This window comes from Fischerella sp. PCC 9605, from assembly GCF_000517105.1.
Classification (GTDB): domain Bacteria; phylum Cyanobacteriota; class Cyanobacteriia; order Cyanobacteriales; family Nostocaceae; genus PCC9605.
In genome coordinates this window covers 943787-958222 of the sequence record NZ_KI912148.1, presented here as the reverse complement: position 1 = coordinate 958222, position 14436 = coordinate 943787, and the positions used below count along the sequence as shown (strand labels likewise).

11 protein-coding genes are annotated in these 14436 nt (G+C 43.8%); 5 read left to right on the top strand and 6 right to left on the bottom strand.

The features are described from left to right. Positions 1-167 precede the first annotated feature (167 nt). A complete protein-coding gene (locus tag FIS9605_RS0106605) occupies positions 168-1817 on the top strand; it encodes a Ppx/GppA phosphatase family protein (RefSeq protein ID WP_026731885.1) in 1650 nt (549 codons plus the stop codon). Between the two features lie 134 nt (positions 1818-1951). Here the strand turns inward: FIS9605_RS0106605 and FIS9605_RS0106600 are convergent, their stop codons facing one another. From FIS9605_RS0106600 to FIS9605_RS0106585, 4 genes are all read right to left on the bottom strand, one after another. Then, entirely contained in the window at positions 1952-3307 is a 1356-nt protein-coding gene (locus FIS9605_RS0106600; protein ID WP_026731884.1) for a (Fe-S)-binding protein, read from the bottom strand. 55 nt (positions 3308-3362) lie between these two features. Beyond that, positions 3363-4676 carry an FAD-binding oxidoreductase gene (locus FIS9605_RS0106595; protein ID WP_026731883.1) on the bottom strand — a complete coding sequence of 438 codons (1314 nt, stop codon included), beginning with the start codon at positions 4674-4676 and terminating at the stop codon, positions 3363-3365. A gap of 103 nt (positions 4677-4779) precedes the next feature. Then, positions 4780-6117 carry an NAD(P)/FAD-dependent oxidoreductase gene (locus FIS9605_RS0106590; protein WP_026731882.1) on the bottom strand — a complete coding sequence of 446 codons (1338 nt, stop codon included), beginning with the start codon at positions 6115-6117 and terminating at the stop codon, positions 4780-4782. Positions 6118-6503: 386 nt separating this feature from the next. Next, positions 6504-7745 (bottom strand): damage-control phosphatase ARMT1 family protein, encoded by a 1242-nt coding sequence (locus FIS9605_RS0106585; protein WP_026731881.1) that lies wholly within the window; start codon positions 7743-7745, stop codon positions 6504-6506. 169 nt (positions 7746-7914) lie between these two features. Here FIS9605_RS0106585 and FIS9605_RS0106580 point away from each other — a divergent pair, with 169 nt between their 5' ends. The 4 genes from FIS9605_RS0106580 to FIS9605_RS0106565 all read left to right on the top strand — a co-directional run bounded on the left by FIS9605_RS0106580 (position 7915) and on the right by FIS9605_RS0106565 (position 12481). Then, positions 7915-9264, top strand: a complete 1350-nt coding sequence (locus tag FIS9605_RS0106580) for a glutamine synthetase family protein (RefSeq protein ID WP_026731880.1) — start codon at positions 7915-7917, stop codon at positions 9262-9264. Between the two features lie 543 nt (positions 9265-9807). Continuing rightward, positions 9808-11568 (top strand): peptide ABC transporter substrate-binding protein, encoded by a 1761-nt coding sequence (locus FIS9605_RS0106575; RefSeq protein WP_026731879.1) that lies wholly within the window; start codon positions 9808-9810, stop codon positions 11566-11568. Between the two features lie 16 nt (positions 11569-11584). Beyond that, complete coding sequence (locus FIS9605_RS0106570) at positions 11585-12106, top strand: GNAT family N-acetyltransferase (protein WP_026731878.1); 522 nt, start codon at positions 11585-11587, stop codon at positions 12104-12106. Positions 12107-12133: 27 nt separating this feature from the next. Then, positions 12134-12481, top strand: coding sequence for a DOPA 4,5-dioxygenase family protein (locus FIS9605_RS0106565; RefSeq protein ID WP_026731877.1), 348 nt, complete (start codon positions 12134-12136; stop codon positions 12479-12481). 44 nt (positions 12482-12525) lie between these two features. Here the strand turns inward: FIS9605_RS0106565 and FIS9605_RS0106560 are convergent, their stop codons facing one another. Both FIS9605_RS0106560 and FIS9605_RS0106555 read right to left on the bottom strand, forming a co-directional pair. Continuing rightward, the gene (locus tag FIS9605_RS0106560) at positions 12526-13251 is read right to left on the bottom strand and encodes an SDR family oxidoreductase (RefSeq protein ID WP_231510255.1); all 726 of its coding nucleotides are present in this window, start codon (positions 13249-13251) and stop codon (positions 12526-12528) included. A 139-nt stretch (positions 13252-13390) separates the two neighbouring features. Beyond that, entirely contained in the window at positions 13391-14221 is an 831-nt protein-coding gene (locus FIS9605_RS0106555) for a dienelactone hydrolase family protein (RefSeq protein ID WP_026731875.1), read from the bottom strand. Positions 14222-14436: the final 215 nt, after the last annotated feature.

The following is a 14436-nucleotide window of genomic DNA, read 5'->3' as shown; positions in this document are numbered from 1 at the left end:
AGTGGCAACTTTGATTGAAGATCATAGTCACTTTAGTGTGAAACGCCAGGGTCAACAGAAAGACTCAATTAGAGTCAAATAAACAGTCAACATATTGTTAACAACAGTCACTACTTCACTGCCATCGGCAAGCCAGCTTTTTCCATCACTTACAGAGAGAAAACTAAATGGTCAATTTGGTTTCTGCTAGCTGGGGGGATACACCAACTCCAACAGACAAGCAACAGCGAATCATCGCTGCAATTGATTTGGGAACCAATTCTCTGCACATGGTTATTGTGCGGATTGAAGCAACACTGCCAGCATTTAGCATTATTGGTAGAGAAAAAGAGACCGTCAGACTGGGCGATCGCGATCTAGACACAGGCTGCTTAAAAACAGAAGTGATAGAAAGAGCGATCGCTTGCTTGCGCCGCTTTCAAGAAGTTGCCAAAACTCTCAACGCTGAAACAATCGTTGCTGTCGCAACTAGTGCTGTACGAGAAGCACCCAACGGTAAAGAGTTTATCCACCAGGTAGAAGTCGAGTTGGGTTTGAGCATTGACTTAATTTCTGGTCAAGAAGAAGCACGGCGAATCTATCTGGGTGTGCTGTCGGGGATGGAATTTAACAACCAGCCCCACGTCATTATTGATATTGGTGGCGGTTCTACAGAATTGATTTTGGGCGACAGTTACCAAGAACGAACTCTCACCAGTACCAAAATTGGTGCAGTTCGACTCACGAACGAGTTAATCTCTACCGATCCCATTAGCAACGCTGAGTTTCAGTACCTGCAAGCTTATGCACGCGGGATGTTAGAACGTTCCGTAGAAGAGGTGCTGGCGAACTTAGACTTTGGTGAATACCCACGGTTGGTAGGAACTTCCGGTACGATCGAAACTTTGGTAACAATCAATGCCCGCGAGAAACTGGGTTTTGTTCCTTCCACGCTCAATGGCTACCAGTTCAGCTTGAAAGACTTGCGCGAGTGGGTTAATCGCTTGCGAAAAATGACTCACTCCGAACGGGCAGCAATTCCTGGTATGCCAGATAAACGCTCAGAAGTGATCCTAGCTGGGGCAGTCATCTTACAGGAAGCGATGAGCCTGTTGGGAGTAGAATCGTTAATGGTGTGTGAGCGATCGCTCCGGGAAGGAGTGATAGTAGATTGGATGCTCACCCACGGGTTAATTGAAGACCGCTTGCGCTACCAAAGTTCTGTACGCCAGCGCAGTGTCCTCAAAACCGCGAAGAAGTACCATGTCAACTTAGAACACAGCGATCGCGTGGCAGTCTTTGCTTTGAGTATATTTGACCAAACTCAAGGTATACTCCATAACTTGGGAGCCGAAGAAAGGCAACTGCTGTGGGCTGCGGCAATCTTACACAATTGCGGTCACTATGTCAGCCACGACTCTCATCACAAGCATTCGTACTATCTGATTCGCAATGGTGAGTTACTCGGCTACACCGAAACTGAGATGGAAATCATTGCTAATATAGCGCGATATCATCGCAAATCCCCGCCGAGGAAAAAGCACGAAAATTTCCGCAATCTTCTGCACAAAGAACACCGCCAAGCTGTCACTCAACTGAGTGCCATTTTAAGATTGGCAGTTGCTCTAGATAGGCGGCAAATTGGAGCGATAACGCAATTGCAATGTGAATTGATTCCAGATACGCGAGAATTCAAAATGCAAATTTTTCCATCTCGTCCTGATGATGACTGTGCCTTAGAACTCTGGAGTTTGGATTACAAAAAAGGAGTCTTTGAGGCAGAATTCAATGTGAAATTAGTGGCGACTTTAGAAAATTCTGCGATCGCAGTTGGTTAGTTATAAGTAAATTAACTCACATTTTGCAACTATTGCAACACTCAGGAGGCGCAACCTCCAAATCCTCGTTACCAGGTTCAACCTGGTAACGAGAATTATAGGCTTTGGCTCTGCCAGGAAATGAGAGAATTTGCTTACTCTGGGAGTTTAATTCCCCGAATAGAATAATCCAACAACTCCATCGGATGCATAATCGGAATTTCCTTACCTTGCAAACTCAAATGCTTGCTAATCTGCAACGTACAACCTGGATTTGGTGAAGCAATTAAATCAGCACCGGTATTCAACAAATTCTGCACTTTTTGCTTACCCAATTCCTCAGCAACTTCTGGTTGTAGCAGATTGTAAACCCCAGCACTACCACAACATATAGCCGCATCTAAAGGTTCTTTCAACTTCACCCCTGGAATTTGCTGCAACAATTGACGCGGTTGCACGCTAATCTTTTGTCCGTGTAACAAATGACAAGCATCTTGATAAACCAAACTCAATGTTTTATCAGTCAACGGTGATAGTTTTGCTGTTAAACCAACCGTTGCCAAAAACTCTTGTGCATCCCTTACTTTCGCTGCAAATTTCTTTGCTTTTTCTCGATATTTTGGATCATCTTCTAAAATGTGACCGTATTCTTTTAAAGTATGACCGCAACCAGCAGCATTGATAATCACAAAATCTACGCCTGTATTGGCAAAACTATCAATCATCTGCCTAGCCAAAGCTTTAGCTTGTTCAGTTTGTCCTTGGTGTTCCGGAAGCGCCGCACAACAACCTTGAGATTTAGGAATCACCACCTCACAGCCATTTGCCGTTAAAACTCTCACCGTTGCTTCATTCACAGGTGAGAAAAACAGCCGCTGTACACAACCCAAAATCACCCCAACTCGATAGCGTTTTTTACCCTTTGCCGGAATCACATCTGGCAAATTATCCTGAAAAGATTTCAACGTAATTTCTGGCAGAATAGATTCCATTGCTGCCAATCGAGGCGATATATTCTTCAATAACCCAGTAGCACGAAAAAACTTAGAAAAACCTAACTTCTGATACACCAACAACGGCACTAGTAAAATTCGTAAAGCATCAGGGTTAGGAAACAAAGAAAAGATCAGTTGCCTAATCAACCTATCCGACAAACTACGCGGATAATTACGTTCAACTTGGTGACGAGTTGCAGAAATTAACTTGTCATATTGCACCCCAGAAGGGCAAGTAGTCACACACGCCAGACAACCCAAACACGAATCAAAATGTTGGACACTAGCCGTATTCAGTGCAATCTCACCCTCATTAATCGCATCCATTAAATAGATGCGTCCTCTCGGAGAATCCATCTCCTTACCAATCACCCGATAGCTGGGACAAGTCGCAAGACAAAACCCACAATGCACACAAGTATCTATCAATTTCGGGTCAGGCGGATGATTAGCATCAAACCCTTTCAAATTCTTCAAACTAGCCGTATTATTAACAGAATCTTCCGAAACTTGCATAATATTTCTTACTCTCCCCTCTCTTGGCGTCCTCTGCGTCTTGATGGTTCGTTTCCTAAATTCCCCCCACAAACCGACCAGGACTTAAAATATTCTTCGCATCAAACAGCGCCTTAATCCGCCGCATCATCCCCAAAGCATTGCCAGTGTAACCCCACACATCCAACTTTTGCTTAACCGCCACTGGTGCTGTCAAAATCGTCAGAAATCCCCTATGATTTTCACAGAGCGATCGCATCCCCAACACCCGCTCAACCTCCGCTTCACTTTCAAACCGCAACACCCCCAAACCGCTAGCAATGTGAATCAAACCCTTTTGCGCCTGCATCAAAATCTCAACAGCCGCAGTAGGTAACACTCCTATTTTGCAAGTAATTGCCGACTCACTGCTACTAACATGCATTGATTCTCGCAATCTTTGCCATAAATCAGCTTCATCCGCCCCTGCGTATATTGTCCCTTGCAAACCCAACTGTTGCCCCACTTCCACAAGCCGATTTGACTGTTCCTTGACACTCTCAGCTATACTCTGGAAGCGAGCAATTAATCCCATTCCTTTACCCAAACCCAACTCAGACACCAGCTGCATTGAGAGTAAATCAGCTTGAGTTGGTGTTAGTTCCGAACCACGCAGAGTAGCAGCAGCTTGAGAAACATCCTCTGCTGTACCAGTAAGTACGACTGTTCCAGATATTTCCGGTAATGGGTAAACGCGAAAAGTAACTTGACTAATCACACCTAATGTGCAATAGGAGCCTGTAAACAACTTCATCAAGTCGTATCCAGCTACATTTTTGACCACTCGCCCTCCAGCTTTGGCGATTTTGCCATCAGCACGCACAAAAGTAATGCCTAGTAATTGGTCGCGCACACTACCATAGCGCTGTCTCAGAGAACCTGTATCGGCGGTAGCAATAATACCACCAACAGTTGCTGATTCTGGTGCTACTGGATCGAGGGCAAGAAATTGGTTAGCCTTTGCCAAAATAGCTTGGAGGTCAGAAAACTTCATCCCCGCTTCGACTGTAACCGTCAAATCACCCACGGCGTGGTCTATGAGTTTGTTGAGGTGTTTTGTGCTGATTACAACATCAACCCCCTTGACTAACCCCCCCCAACTGAGTTTACTGCCACTACCACATGCAAAGACGCACCATTGGTTGTGGTTAGATTGGGCGATCGCTTCTGCTAGTTGTTCAGTAGTGCGGGGATAGACAATGCAACTGGGAAGGCTTCCAGGTATTATTGCCTGTGATATGAGTTGTTGCTGATTGGCTGTTAAATTTTCCCAAGGGCAAACAGCATTTTCTCCAACAATAGATGCAAAACTAGCAGCACAAAGGCGTAGCGGGATTTGTTCGCTAGACATTAGCTTTCATCAATGTTTATCTTGATGAAAATACTGTACCGCAAAAACCAATGTAGAGACGTGCCATGGCACGTCTCTACAACTAACCACTAACCACTAACTATTACACATTAACCATTTCTCTACTTTTATCTGGTGCGTAGTAATCTAATTTTTCCTTACCTGTAATCAATCTTGCGCCACGTTTGCGGGTGAAATAATTCCAACCCCACTGAACCATAACTATCAATTTGTTGTCAAATTCAATTAAGAAGTAGATGTGAACCAATAGCCAAAACAGCCACGCTAGAAAACCTGTCAACTTAATGAAACCCAAATCTACAACGGCAGAGTTTTGCCCAATTACTGCTAAGCTACCTCTGTCAACATAATAAAACCGTGGCAATGATGTTTTACCTTGAAGCCGTTGTTTAATGAGTGAAGCGACGTATTCTCCTTCTTGCATTGCTACGGGTGCGACACCAGGTAGAGGTTTACCATCTTGATGGGCAAAATGTGCTAAGTCACCTATAACAAAAATATTAGGATGTCCCTTGATACTTAAATCGGGTTCAACGATAACTCGTCCGGCGCGATCGCACTCTACACCTGTTCTTTCTGCTAGCACTTTCCCCAGTGGCGAAGCTTTCACGCCTGCTGCCCATAATACTGTCTTGGCATGAATCTGCGTGACTTCATCGCCTTGTTTGAGGGTGACAACATCACCTTCAATATTCGTTACCAATGTTTTTGTCTGTACCGTCACACCCAACTGCTGTAAGGATGCTTCTGCTTGTGCTGATAACTCTGATGCAAACGGTGGCAAAATGCGATCCAAGCCTTCGAGAAGTAAAACTTGTGCTTCTGTGGTGTCAATGTTGCGAAAGTCTTCTTTCATGGTGTGGTAGGCTAATTCTGCGATCGCACCAGCTAATTCCACACCAGTAGGGCCACCACCGACAATTACAAATGTTAACCAAGCACGGCGCAGTTGCGGATCGGTTTCCTTTTCTGCGGCTTCAAACGCCATAAAAATGCGGTGACGCATTTCAATGGCATCTTCTACAGTTTTTAAACCAGGGGCGAATGATTCCCATTCGTCCTTACCAAAATAGGAATGCTTCGCACCAGTAGCAACTATTAACGTATCGTAGGGTATCGCTTCACCACCCATCAAGACTTTTTGTGCTTGGGGATCGATATCATTCACTTCTCCCAGCAACACCTTTGTATTCTTACTCTTATTTAGTACCGAACGTAATGGCGAAGAAATATCAGCAGGTGATATTGCGCCTGTTGCTACTTGATACAGAAGGGGTTGAAATAGGTGAAAATTGCGTTTATCTATGAGAGTAACATTCACATTAGTGCGATTCAGTGATTTTACAGCATAAAGTCCACCAAAACCGCCACCGATAATGACTACCTGATGCGGTGGTTGATTCTCAGTTGTGTTCGCCATAAAATTGATTTCCTTGTGTTGAGAGTGCTGTCACCATTCTTAACAAATTTTTACCAATTTGGTCAGATGGTTCTGTTTGCCATTCACATATTAACTTTTGTAAAAGTAATCTATAACACAAATAAAATGTAGTTAAAACTACTTTTAATCGTTTCTTTACATTGGAGTAGGTTTACAAGGATTGCATACTTTGCAATCCTGGGGCTTCCAAAAGGGTAACTGTAGTAACCTCCATCTCCGTGTGCTTTAGTGATTACTACATTTTCTTATGGGGCTGTTTCAGAATGCTTTAAATAAAATACCCACACGAGGGTGGGTTATGGAAATAAAACTTATTTATGTGAGTTTAAGAAGACGTTTAGCATGAATTGGTTTAATTGGCTTACTTAATAATTAACCTCACTCTCTACAAATTGCACAACACCCCACTGTCCATTCGTCAACCAATCAGAATCAGATTTTGCTACTTCCTTAACAACTTCTGCTTTCAAACCTGCTGCTACTTCCGATTTGAGAGTACGTAAGGCTAGCATTGGTACAGGCAGATAACAAACAATATCTGCAAGATTGGTAGTAAAATCCCAATGTCTATCTCCCAACAATCTGCGATAATTTGCATCTCCTTTAATTATCAGCAAATTAGCAACAGATAACTTTTGTTTGAGCGATTCCGGTATTTCCCAAAAAGCTAGAGGCGATGTCCAAAAATAATCTTCACACAGAACTAACTGACCTGAGGCGATATATGCTTGTAAGCGTTCGGCAACAGCTGCAACTTTCTGATGACTAGATGCGGCTAAAAAATCTGTTGTATCATGCACATCTTTAATCATGGCATCAGATACAAAAGTTGGATGAGGCTTCAAGTGCAGCTTGATTTGATTAGCCGTACCACTACCTAATAAGTAATCTACTAAACACAAATCACAGATAAGCTCAAAGCCAGCGTTATCTACTACAAAATCCATGCATTTACTTTCATCGCTAATTAATAATTCTGTGGCTTGAGCAGCATCATCTACTAAAATATGAGCTTGTTGGCTTTCGATGTCAAAATTACTGCGATCGCTCTCGAATGCTGACCACAAACTCAAATCAACTCGATTACCCCAAAGCGCAAAATATAGCAGTGCAATCAAAGCAGTTTGGTTAGCTTGACCTTTTTGATGAAAGTCATCTAACCATTGTGTCACCTGAGTACATAAAGTGATAATTGCATCTAGAGAAGTTTTTAAACCTTGAGATTTTTGTAACTGAAATGGATCTACACCTTGCCATTCACCAGGTCGAAAATAATTGGTAATGTTGAGAATTAGTCTGTAAAAATAAGTTTCAGCAAAAAACCAAGGAACATCTATCCAACGCTGTTCCTTGTATGGTTTTAGATATTTCTCCCAAGCTGCTACGTCTGCACCAGTATCATCTACAAAAGGTAGTAAATACCCTGATGACAGTTGACTGGCTAGGTTTTCTAAACTTTCGTTAATATTGGGTGAAAAATTGTTTTCCGCGATCGCTCGGCGAGCGATCCTAGGCATCCTTTGAGTTACAGTAAACTCAGTAAAAGTGCCGACCTCTGAGCCTACAAGTGGTGCTGGCAGGGTTAATTTGGGAATTTGCGATTTCATCACCAAAATTTCTCTTTCCCTTGCGTTTTTAGTTATTTTATCTTTTGGTTAGTGGTTGTAGAGACGTGCCATGGCACGTCTGTACATTGGTTAGTGGTTAGTCGTCTCCCACTCCCTCCATCTCCCCATCACCCCACCTCCCTTTCCCCATTCCCCTTCCCCAACTGCGATGACTGAAAACATTCTATTTAAGAAAATAAAAAAATCCCTAAAAGAAACTGATGCTAAGTTTGTCCGCATTCTTTGGTGTGACAATGCCAATATCATTCGCGGTAAAGCTATTCACGTAGAAATGCTACCCCACTACTTTGAGCATGGTGTAGGCATATCCGCAGGACAGCAGGGAGTTCCGGTAATGTATGATGCTGTTGTTCGCAAAACTGGTCTGGGGCCAGTAGGAGAAGTTTGCTTGGTACCTGATTGGTCTAGCTTCACTTCTTTACCGTATTGTTACGGCCATGTTCGTGTGATGGGAAACATGATACTTCATGGGGAGCCTTGGGCGTTATGTCCGCGTCATTTCCTGGTGCGGATGATAGAGGCGGCAAGAAGTGAGGGACTAGAAGTGCAGGCGGCATTTGAAAATGAGTTTTACTTGCTGCGGCAAACTGCGGATGGCATTGTACCCGCTGACTCCACAGTTTTCGCCTCTACCCAAGCAATGGATATCAATTGCGAAGTAATCAATGATATTGCTGAGGCATTGATTATTCAAGGTATTCCTGTAGAACAATACTATCCAGAATCAGGTCCCGGTCAGCAGGAAATTTCCATGCGATATACCGATGCATTGCGTGCTGCTGACTGGCAAATTGCCTACAGAGAAACGGTACGGGCTGTAGCAGGACAGCATAATCTCAAAGCTTCTTTCTTACCTAAAATTTTCCCAGAGGCAGCAGGTAGCGGTTGCCACATTCACATCAGCCTGTGGCGGGAAGGGCAAAATGTGTTGCCAGATCCGCAAGGTGTTTGTGGTCTTTCACAAGTGGCAAGAGAATTTATCGCCGGGATATTGCATCATTTACCAGCATTAATGGCATTGACTACACCCAGTGTTAATTCTTACCGCCGCATTCGCCCTCACTGTTGGAGTGGTGCTTTCCGGTGTTGGGGACTAGACAACCGCGAAGCAGCTGTGAGAGTACCAAATGATAGTGCATTCGGCAGTCCTACCCACTTTGAGTTGAAAACCGTAGATGCATCAGCAAATCCCTACTTAGCTTTAGGTGCAGTCATTGCAGCAGGTTTGGATGGCGTACAGCATGGTTGGGAACCAGAACAGCCGGTGGCTGTAGATCCTGGATACTTGTCAGCAGACGATCGCAAAGTCAGAAAGATTGACTCTTTGCCAACAAATCTGGGAGAAGCGATCGCCCACCTCAAACAAGACGATGTACTTTTAAATGCTTTAAATTCACAATTGTCAGCAGCTTACTTAGCTGTGCGTCAAGCTGAGTGGGAAGCCATGAAAGATTGGGATTTACAGGCAGAAGTGAAAGTTTTGTTAGAGCGATATTAGTGAAGTCATTAGTCAATAGTCATTAGTCATTAGTCATTAGTCATTGGTTATTACTTAGTTGTCAAAAAGTACTACTAACTACTAACCAATGTAGAGACGTGCCATGGCACGTCTCTACAACCACTAACCACTAACTGAGGATAGGAATATATCTGACCTGCCAAATCTTGCGTAAGTAGGCTGGGCGTGTTGAGCATATTTTTTTACTTTGGTTTTTACCTCGTTGCCCAATAGCTTAAGCCACCCCAGAGTGATTTGTCAGTTGGTGAAAGTAGGGTTTTCTAGACGCTTGGAAAAAGCGATCGCTAATTCATTCTCATAGTCAAATACACTACCGATCAGTTCGCCACGTTTGCAAGATCGTAGGGAAAAAACGTACAAGCCTTACTGTTGCCAGCGTTCGTGGTGCTGTTCAAGCAGCTACAAATATTGGTAACATTCTGCGCTATCCAGTGGGAAATCGGATAGAAATAGCACAGGTGAAGCATGAATTCGACACGCTAAACCTTAAAATTTACAACACTACCTTGAAAAAATTTAAATATGTTTGTATCTAAAAAATTTAGCAGAAGTCAAATTTTTGCTCTGTCGTTAATAAGTGTATTGTTTGTAACAGCTTGTTCTCCTCAAAAACCTGAATCTTCTAACACCACAGCATCTACTCAACAAGCATCAAGTAGTAATAATGACACATTACGATTACTTTACTGGCAAGCTCCAACAATCCTTAATCCTCATCTCACCCAAGGCACCAAAGACTATCACGCCAGTCGAATCACCTATGAACCCTTTGCCAGTTATAACAAGGACGGTAAATTAATTCCCTTTCTCGCCGCAGAGATCCCTACACTTGAAAACGGTGGACTAACGAAGGACGGCAAATCAGTTACCTGGAAACTCAAGCAAGGAGTTAAGTGGTCTGATGGAAAAGTTTTTACAGCGGCCGATGTGGTATTTACTTATAAATTCCTCTCCAATCCGGCTGTTGGTGCTACGACCACCGCTTACTACGAAACCATCAAAAGCATCGAAGCTATTGACGACCATACCGTTAAAATCACTTTCAAAGATGTCAATCCCGCTTGGTCTTTGCCGTTTGTTGGTCAAAATGGGTTAATTCTACCGCAGCACATCTTTGAGAAATACAATGGTTCCAACGCTAGGGAAGCTCCTGGAAATTTGCGGCCTGTCGGTACTGGGCCCTATCGAGTGGTAGAATTCAAACCTGGTGACATAGTTATCTTTGAGCCAAATTCCTTTTTCCGGGAACCCACTGAGTCTTTGTTTAAGCGAGTAGAACTCAAAGGCGGTGGTGATGTAACTTCTGCTGCTAGAGCCGCGCTACAGACTGGAGACGTTGATTTTGCTTGGAATCTCCAGGTAGAAGCACCCATACTCAAGCAATTGGAAAGAGTCGGCAAGGGTAAACTAGTCAGCAGCTTTGGAGGTTTGGCAGAGCGGATTTTTCTCAATCAAACTGATCCAAACAAGCAGACAGCGGATGGCGATCGCTCTAGTCTCCAGTTTCCCCATCCTTTCTTTACTGACAAGAAAGTGCGCCAAGCTTTTAGTTATGCTATTGATCGCGACACTATTGCTAAACGCTTGTACGGTTCCACTGGTCGTCCTATTGCCAATACTCTAGTTGCACCAGATATTTATAATTCGCCCAATACTAAATACGAATTTGACCTCAAACAAGCAGCCGCTTTACTTGATGAAGAAGGATGGAAAGACACAAATGGTAACGGTATCCGAGATAAAAATGGCGTGGAAATGAACGTTCTTTTCCAGACAGGAGTTAATCCTATCCGCCAGAAAACTCAGGAAATCATTAAACAAGCATTAACATCGATTGGCGTGAAGGTGGAACTCAAAAATATAGATCCAAGTATTTATTTCTCTGCCGATCCTTCTAATCCAGATACGACTGCTCGTTTCTACGCCGATATGCAAATGTATACTAACGGCAATGAAAATCCCGACCCTGGTGCATATATGAAGACGTGGACTTGTGATGATATTCCTCAAAAAAAGAACAATTGGTCACGTTACAACGTTTCACGCTATTGCAATCCTGAATATGACAAGCTTTGGCAACAGTCTACAAAGGAGTTAAATTCAGAAAAACGCCGACAGCTATTTATTCAAATGAACGATTTACTAATTAAAGATGCAATTGTGATTCCCCTAATTGGTCGCGCCAACGTCAGTGCTGCAAGTAATCGGCTGGCTGGTGTAGATTTAACTCCGTGGGATACTGATACTTGGAACATTAAAGATTGGCGAAGGAATAATAATTGATAAACAGATAATCAACATGCAAGTAGAGACACAACGACTTGTTCTTAGAGAATTTAAACAAGAAGACTTTCGGCAACTTGCACCAATACTTGCAAATCCGCAAGTCATGAAGTTCTCTCCAACAGGTATCCTTTCAGTTGCAGAAACTCAAAAGAAAATAGAGGGTTTTATTGCTTCGTATGCGAAGTATGGTTTTGGAAAGTGGGCTGTTTTTTTCAAAGAAAGTAATGAATTAATTGGCTATTGTGGAATAGCGGTAGAGCAAATAGATAACAAAAATGAAAAAGAGATTGGGTATCGACTAGATCCAAAGTTTTGGGGTAAAGGTTTAGCAACCGAGGCTGCATCAGCAGTTCTAAAATATGGATCTGAGCAACTCAAGCTTCCATACATTCTGGGCATTGCTGAAAAAGCAAACGTAGCATCGGTTAGAGTTCTGGAAAAATTGGGTATGCGTTATGAGAGGGAAACTGTGTTTCACGAGGTCAAAATGGATGTGTATCGATTCAATTACGCTGTTTCCCCACAATCTCAGTGATAAAAGCGAAAATAGGAGCTGAGAATGATGAAAGAGAATACTACTAAAATCACTGGTTTTCACGCTCATGTTTACTTTGATACTGCAAGTCGTGAGGCAGCTGCGCGTGTACGTGAAGGGTTGGGCGCTATGTTTGACGTGCGGTTAGGACGCTGGCATGATCGGCCGATTGGCCCGCACCCACAAGCAATGTATCAAGTTGCATTCTCTCCAGAACAGTTTGGCCAGGTCGTTCCCTGGTTAATGCTCAATCGTGAGGGGTTAGATGTTCTTATCCACCCCGAGACAGGAGACGATGTGAAAGACCATACAGAGCATTCCCTGTGGTTAGGAGAGAAGCTAGAGCTGAATCTCGATTTCCTAAAGGCAGGTTAGGATAACCCGTGCATGATATACACAACATTGCATGCACCTAAAGATTAGAAATGAGTTAGATATCCACCATCAACCGCCAAAACCTGACCGGTGACGTAGGATGCAGCAGTTGAAGCAAAGAAAATGACAGCACCAGCGATTTCTTTGGGTTCTCCCCAACGACCAAGAGAGGTTCGTTTTTGCAGCCAAGCGGCAATTTCCCGATCCGCGACTATATCCGCATTGGATTCTGTTGCGAAAAAGCCAGGGGCAACACCATTGACAGTTATTCCGTATGTTCCGAGTTCAGCGGCAAGTGCCCGAGTTAAAGCTTCAAGTCCTCCTTTGGCGGCAGTATAAGCAGCGTCGCCAGCGCCTGCTATTGATCCGGCAATCGACGTGATGTTAATGATTCTCCCCTCTCCATTCTCGATCATTAGCTGCGCTGCTTTCCGGCAGAGATTGAAGGGAGCAATGAGATCGGTTTCGACGAGGTGACGTACCGCATCCATTTCAAATTTAAACAAACCACGGCGATCGCGCATACCAACATTATTAACAAGGATATCAAGCCGCCCGTATTGTTCTCGAATTGAGTTGAATGCTTTTTCAACGGCTGCTTCATCCGTAATATCTAACTGCAATGGCGAGGCTGATCCGCCAAGCGATTTAACAGCCGTAACTGCTCGATCTAGGTTTTCTTGATTTCGTCCATTGATGAGAACAAACGCACCAGCACTGGCAAGCGCTTTGACGATTTCCAGCCCTAGTCCCCGGTTCCCTCCAGTCACCAGGGCGATTTTTCCAGCCAATGAAAATTCTGTTGGTGTCACAGGGTTCTTTATTTGCGTAAAAGAGTAGCATTTTCAACGCAGAGGGGCGCGGAGGTAAGCGCAGAGGCTCGCAGAGTCTTGGTGCAATTTCGCGCACTTACACGCCATGCTGCTTAAACCATGCTTGGAGGCGTTGCCAGCCCTCTTTGGCTTCTTTTTCGCGGTAGGAGGGGCGATAATCAGCAAAAAAGGCATGGGGCGCATCGGGGTAGACGATGATTTCGGATTTGCTGCTGCTGGACTTGAGGCGATCGCGCATTTGTTCCACTGTATCAAGGGGAATGCCTGTATCCTTGCCGCCATAGAGTCCGAGAACAGGAACTTTCAGCCCGGAGGCAATATCGACGGGATGCTTGGGTGTCTGTTCGGTGGTATCGCCTACTAGTCGCCCATACCACGCTACCCCTGCCTTGACTTTGGGATTGTATGCTGCATATAACCAGGTAATGCGACCACCCCAGCAGAAACCTGTAATGCCTAATCTATTAACGTTACCCTTAGATGACTTTACAGCCCAGTTTACTGTCGCATCAAGATCGGACATTACTTGAGCATCCGGTACTTTCGCCACTATCGGGCGAATTTCTTCAATACTGCTTAATTTCGAGACATCGCCCTGACGCACGAACAATTCTGGAGCGATCGCCACGTATCCCAACTTTGCAAAGCGACGGCAGATATCCTGAATGTGTTCGTGTACGCCAAATATTTCCTGGATTACTAGGACAATTGGAAAATTACCGCCAGTGGCGGGCATTGCTCTGTAGGCAGGAATTTCACCATCTTTGACGGGAATTTTCACCGCACCCGCCACTAATCCTTTAGTATCGGTGGTGATGACTTTGGCAGAAATGGGTTGCACAGCCAAGGCAAAACCCGTTGCAAGGGTGGCAGTTGCGATAAATTTGCGGCGTGTTATTTCTCTCATCATATTTATCATCTAGTATCAATCTTACTTGAGATAGGAAATGATTTATAACTAACCAATTATCAAGAAGATGGTAACTTATATTATCTAATAATTAGTTATACATAATTTTGTTTCCAAAAAGGCTTATATTTCAGAAAATACTGTACAATAAATGTGAACTAATCTACGGCAAATCGATCAAAAAAGTACCGCCTATTTGACTAGTGTAGATA

What these genes read in the sequence shown, in the direction of transcription:
- FIS9605_RS0106600 (WP_026731884.1), bottom strand. Translation starts at nt 3,307, where the DNA reads ATGCAAGTTTCGGAAGATTCTGTTAATAATACGGCTAGTTTGAAGAAT.
- FIS9605_RS0106585 (WP_026731881.1), bottom strand. Translation starts at nt 7,745, where the DNA reads ATGAAATCGCAAATTCCCAAATTAACCCTGCCAGCACCACTTGTAGGC.
- FIS9605_RS0106605 (WP_026731885.1), top strand. Translation starts at nt 168, where the DNA reads ATGGTCAATTTGGTTTCTGCTAGCTGGGGGGATACACCAACTCCAACA.
- FIS9605_RS0106580 (WP_026731880.1), top strand. Translation starts at nt 7,915, where the DNA reads ATGACTGAAAACATTCTATTTAAGAAAATAAAAAAATCCCTAAAAGAA.
- FIS9605_RS0106570 (WP_026731878.1), top strand. Translation starts at nt 11,585, where the DNA reads ATGCAAGTAGAGACACAACGACTTGTTCTTAGAGAATTTAAACAAGAA.
- FIS9605_RS0106575 (WP_026731879.1), top strand. Translation starts at nt 9,808, where the DNA reads ATGTTTGTATCTAAAAAATTTAGCAGAAGTCAAATTTTTGCTCTGTCG.
- FIS9605_RS0106565 (WP_026731877.1), top strand. Translation starts at nt 12,134, where the DNA reads ATGAAAGAGAATACTACTAAAATCACTGGTTTTCACGCTCATGTTTAC.
- FIS9605_RS0106595 (WP_026731883.1), bottom strand. Translation starts at nt 4,676, where the DNA reads ATGTCTAGCGAACAAATCCCGCTACGCCTTTGTGCTGCTAGTTTTGCA.
- FIS9605_RS0106555 (WP_026731875.1), bottom strand. Translation starts at nt 14,221, where the DNA reads ATGAGAGAAATAACACGCCGCAAATTTATCGCAACTGCCACCCTTGCA.
- FIS9605_RS0106590 (WP_026731882.1), bottom strand. Translation starts at nt 6,117, where the DNA reads ATGGCGAACACAACTGAGAATCAACCACCGCATCAGGTAGTCATTATC.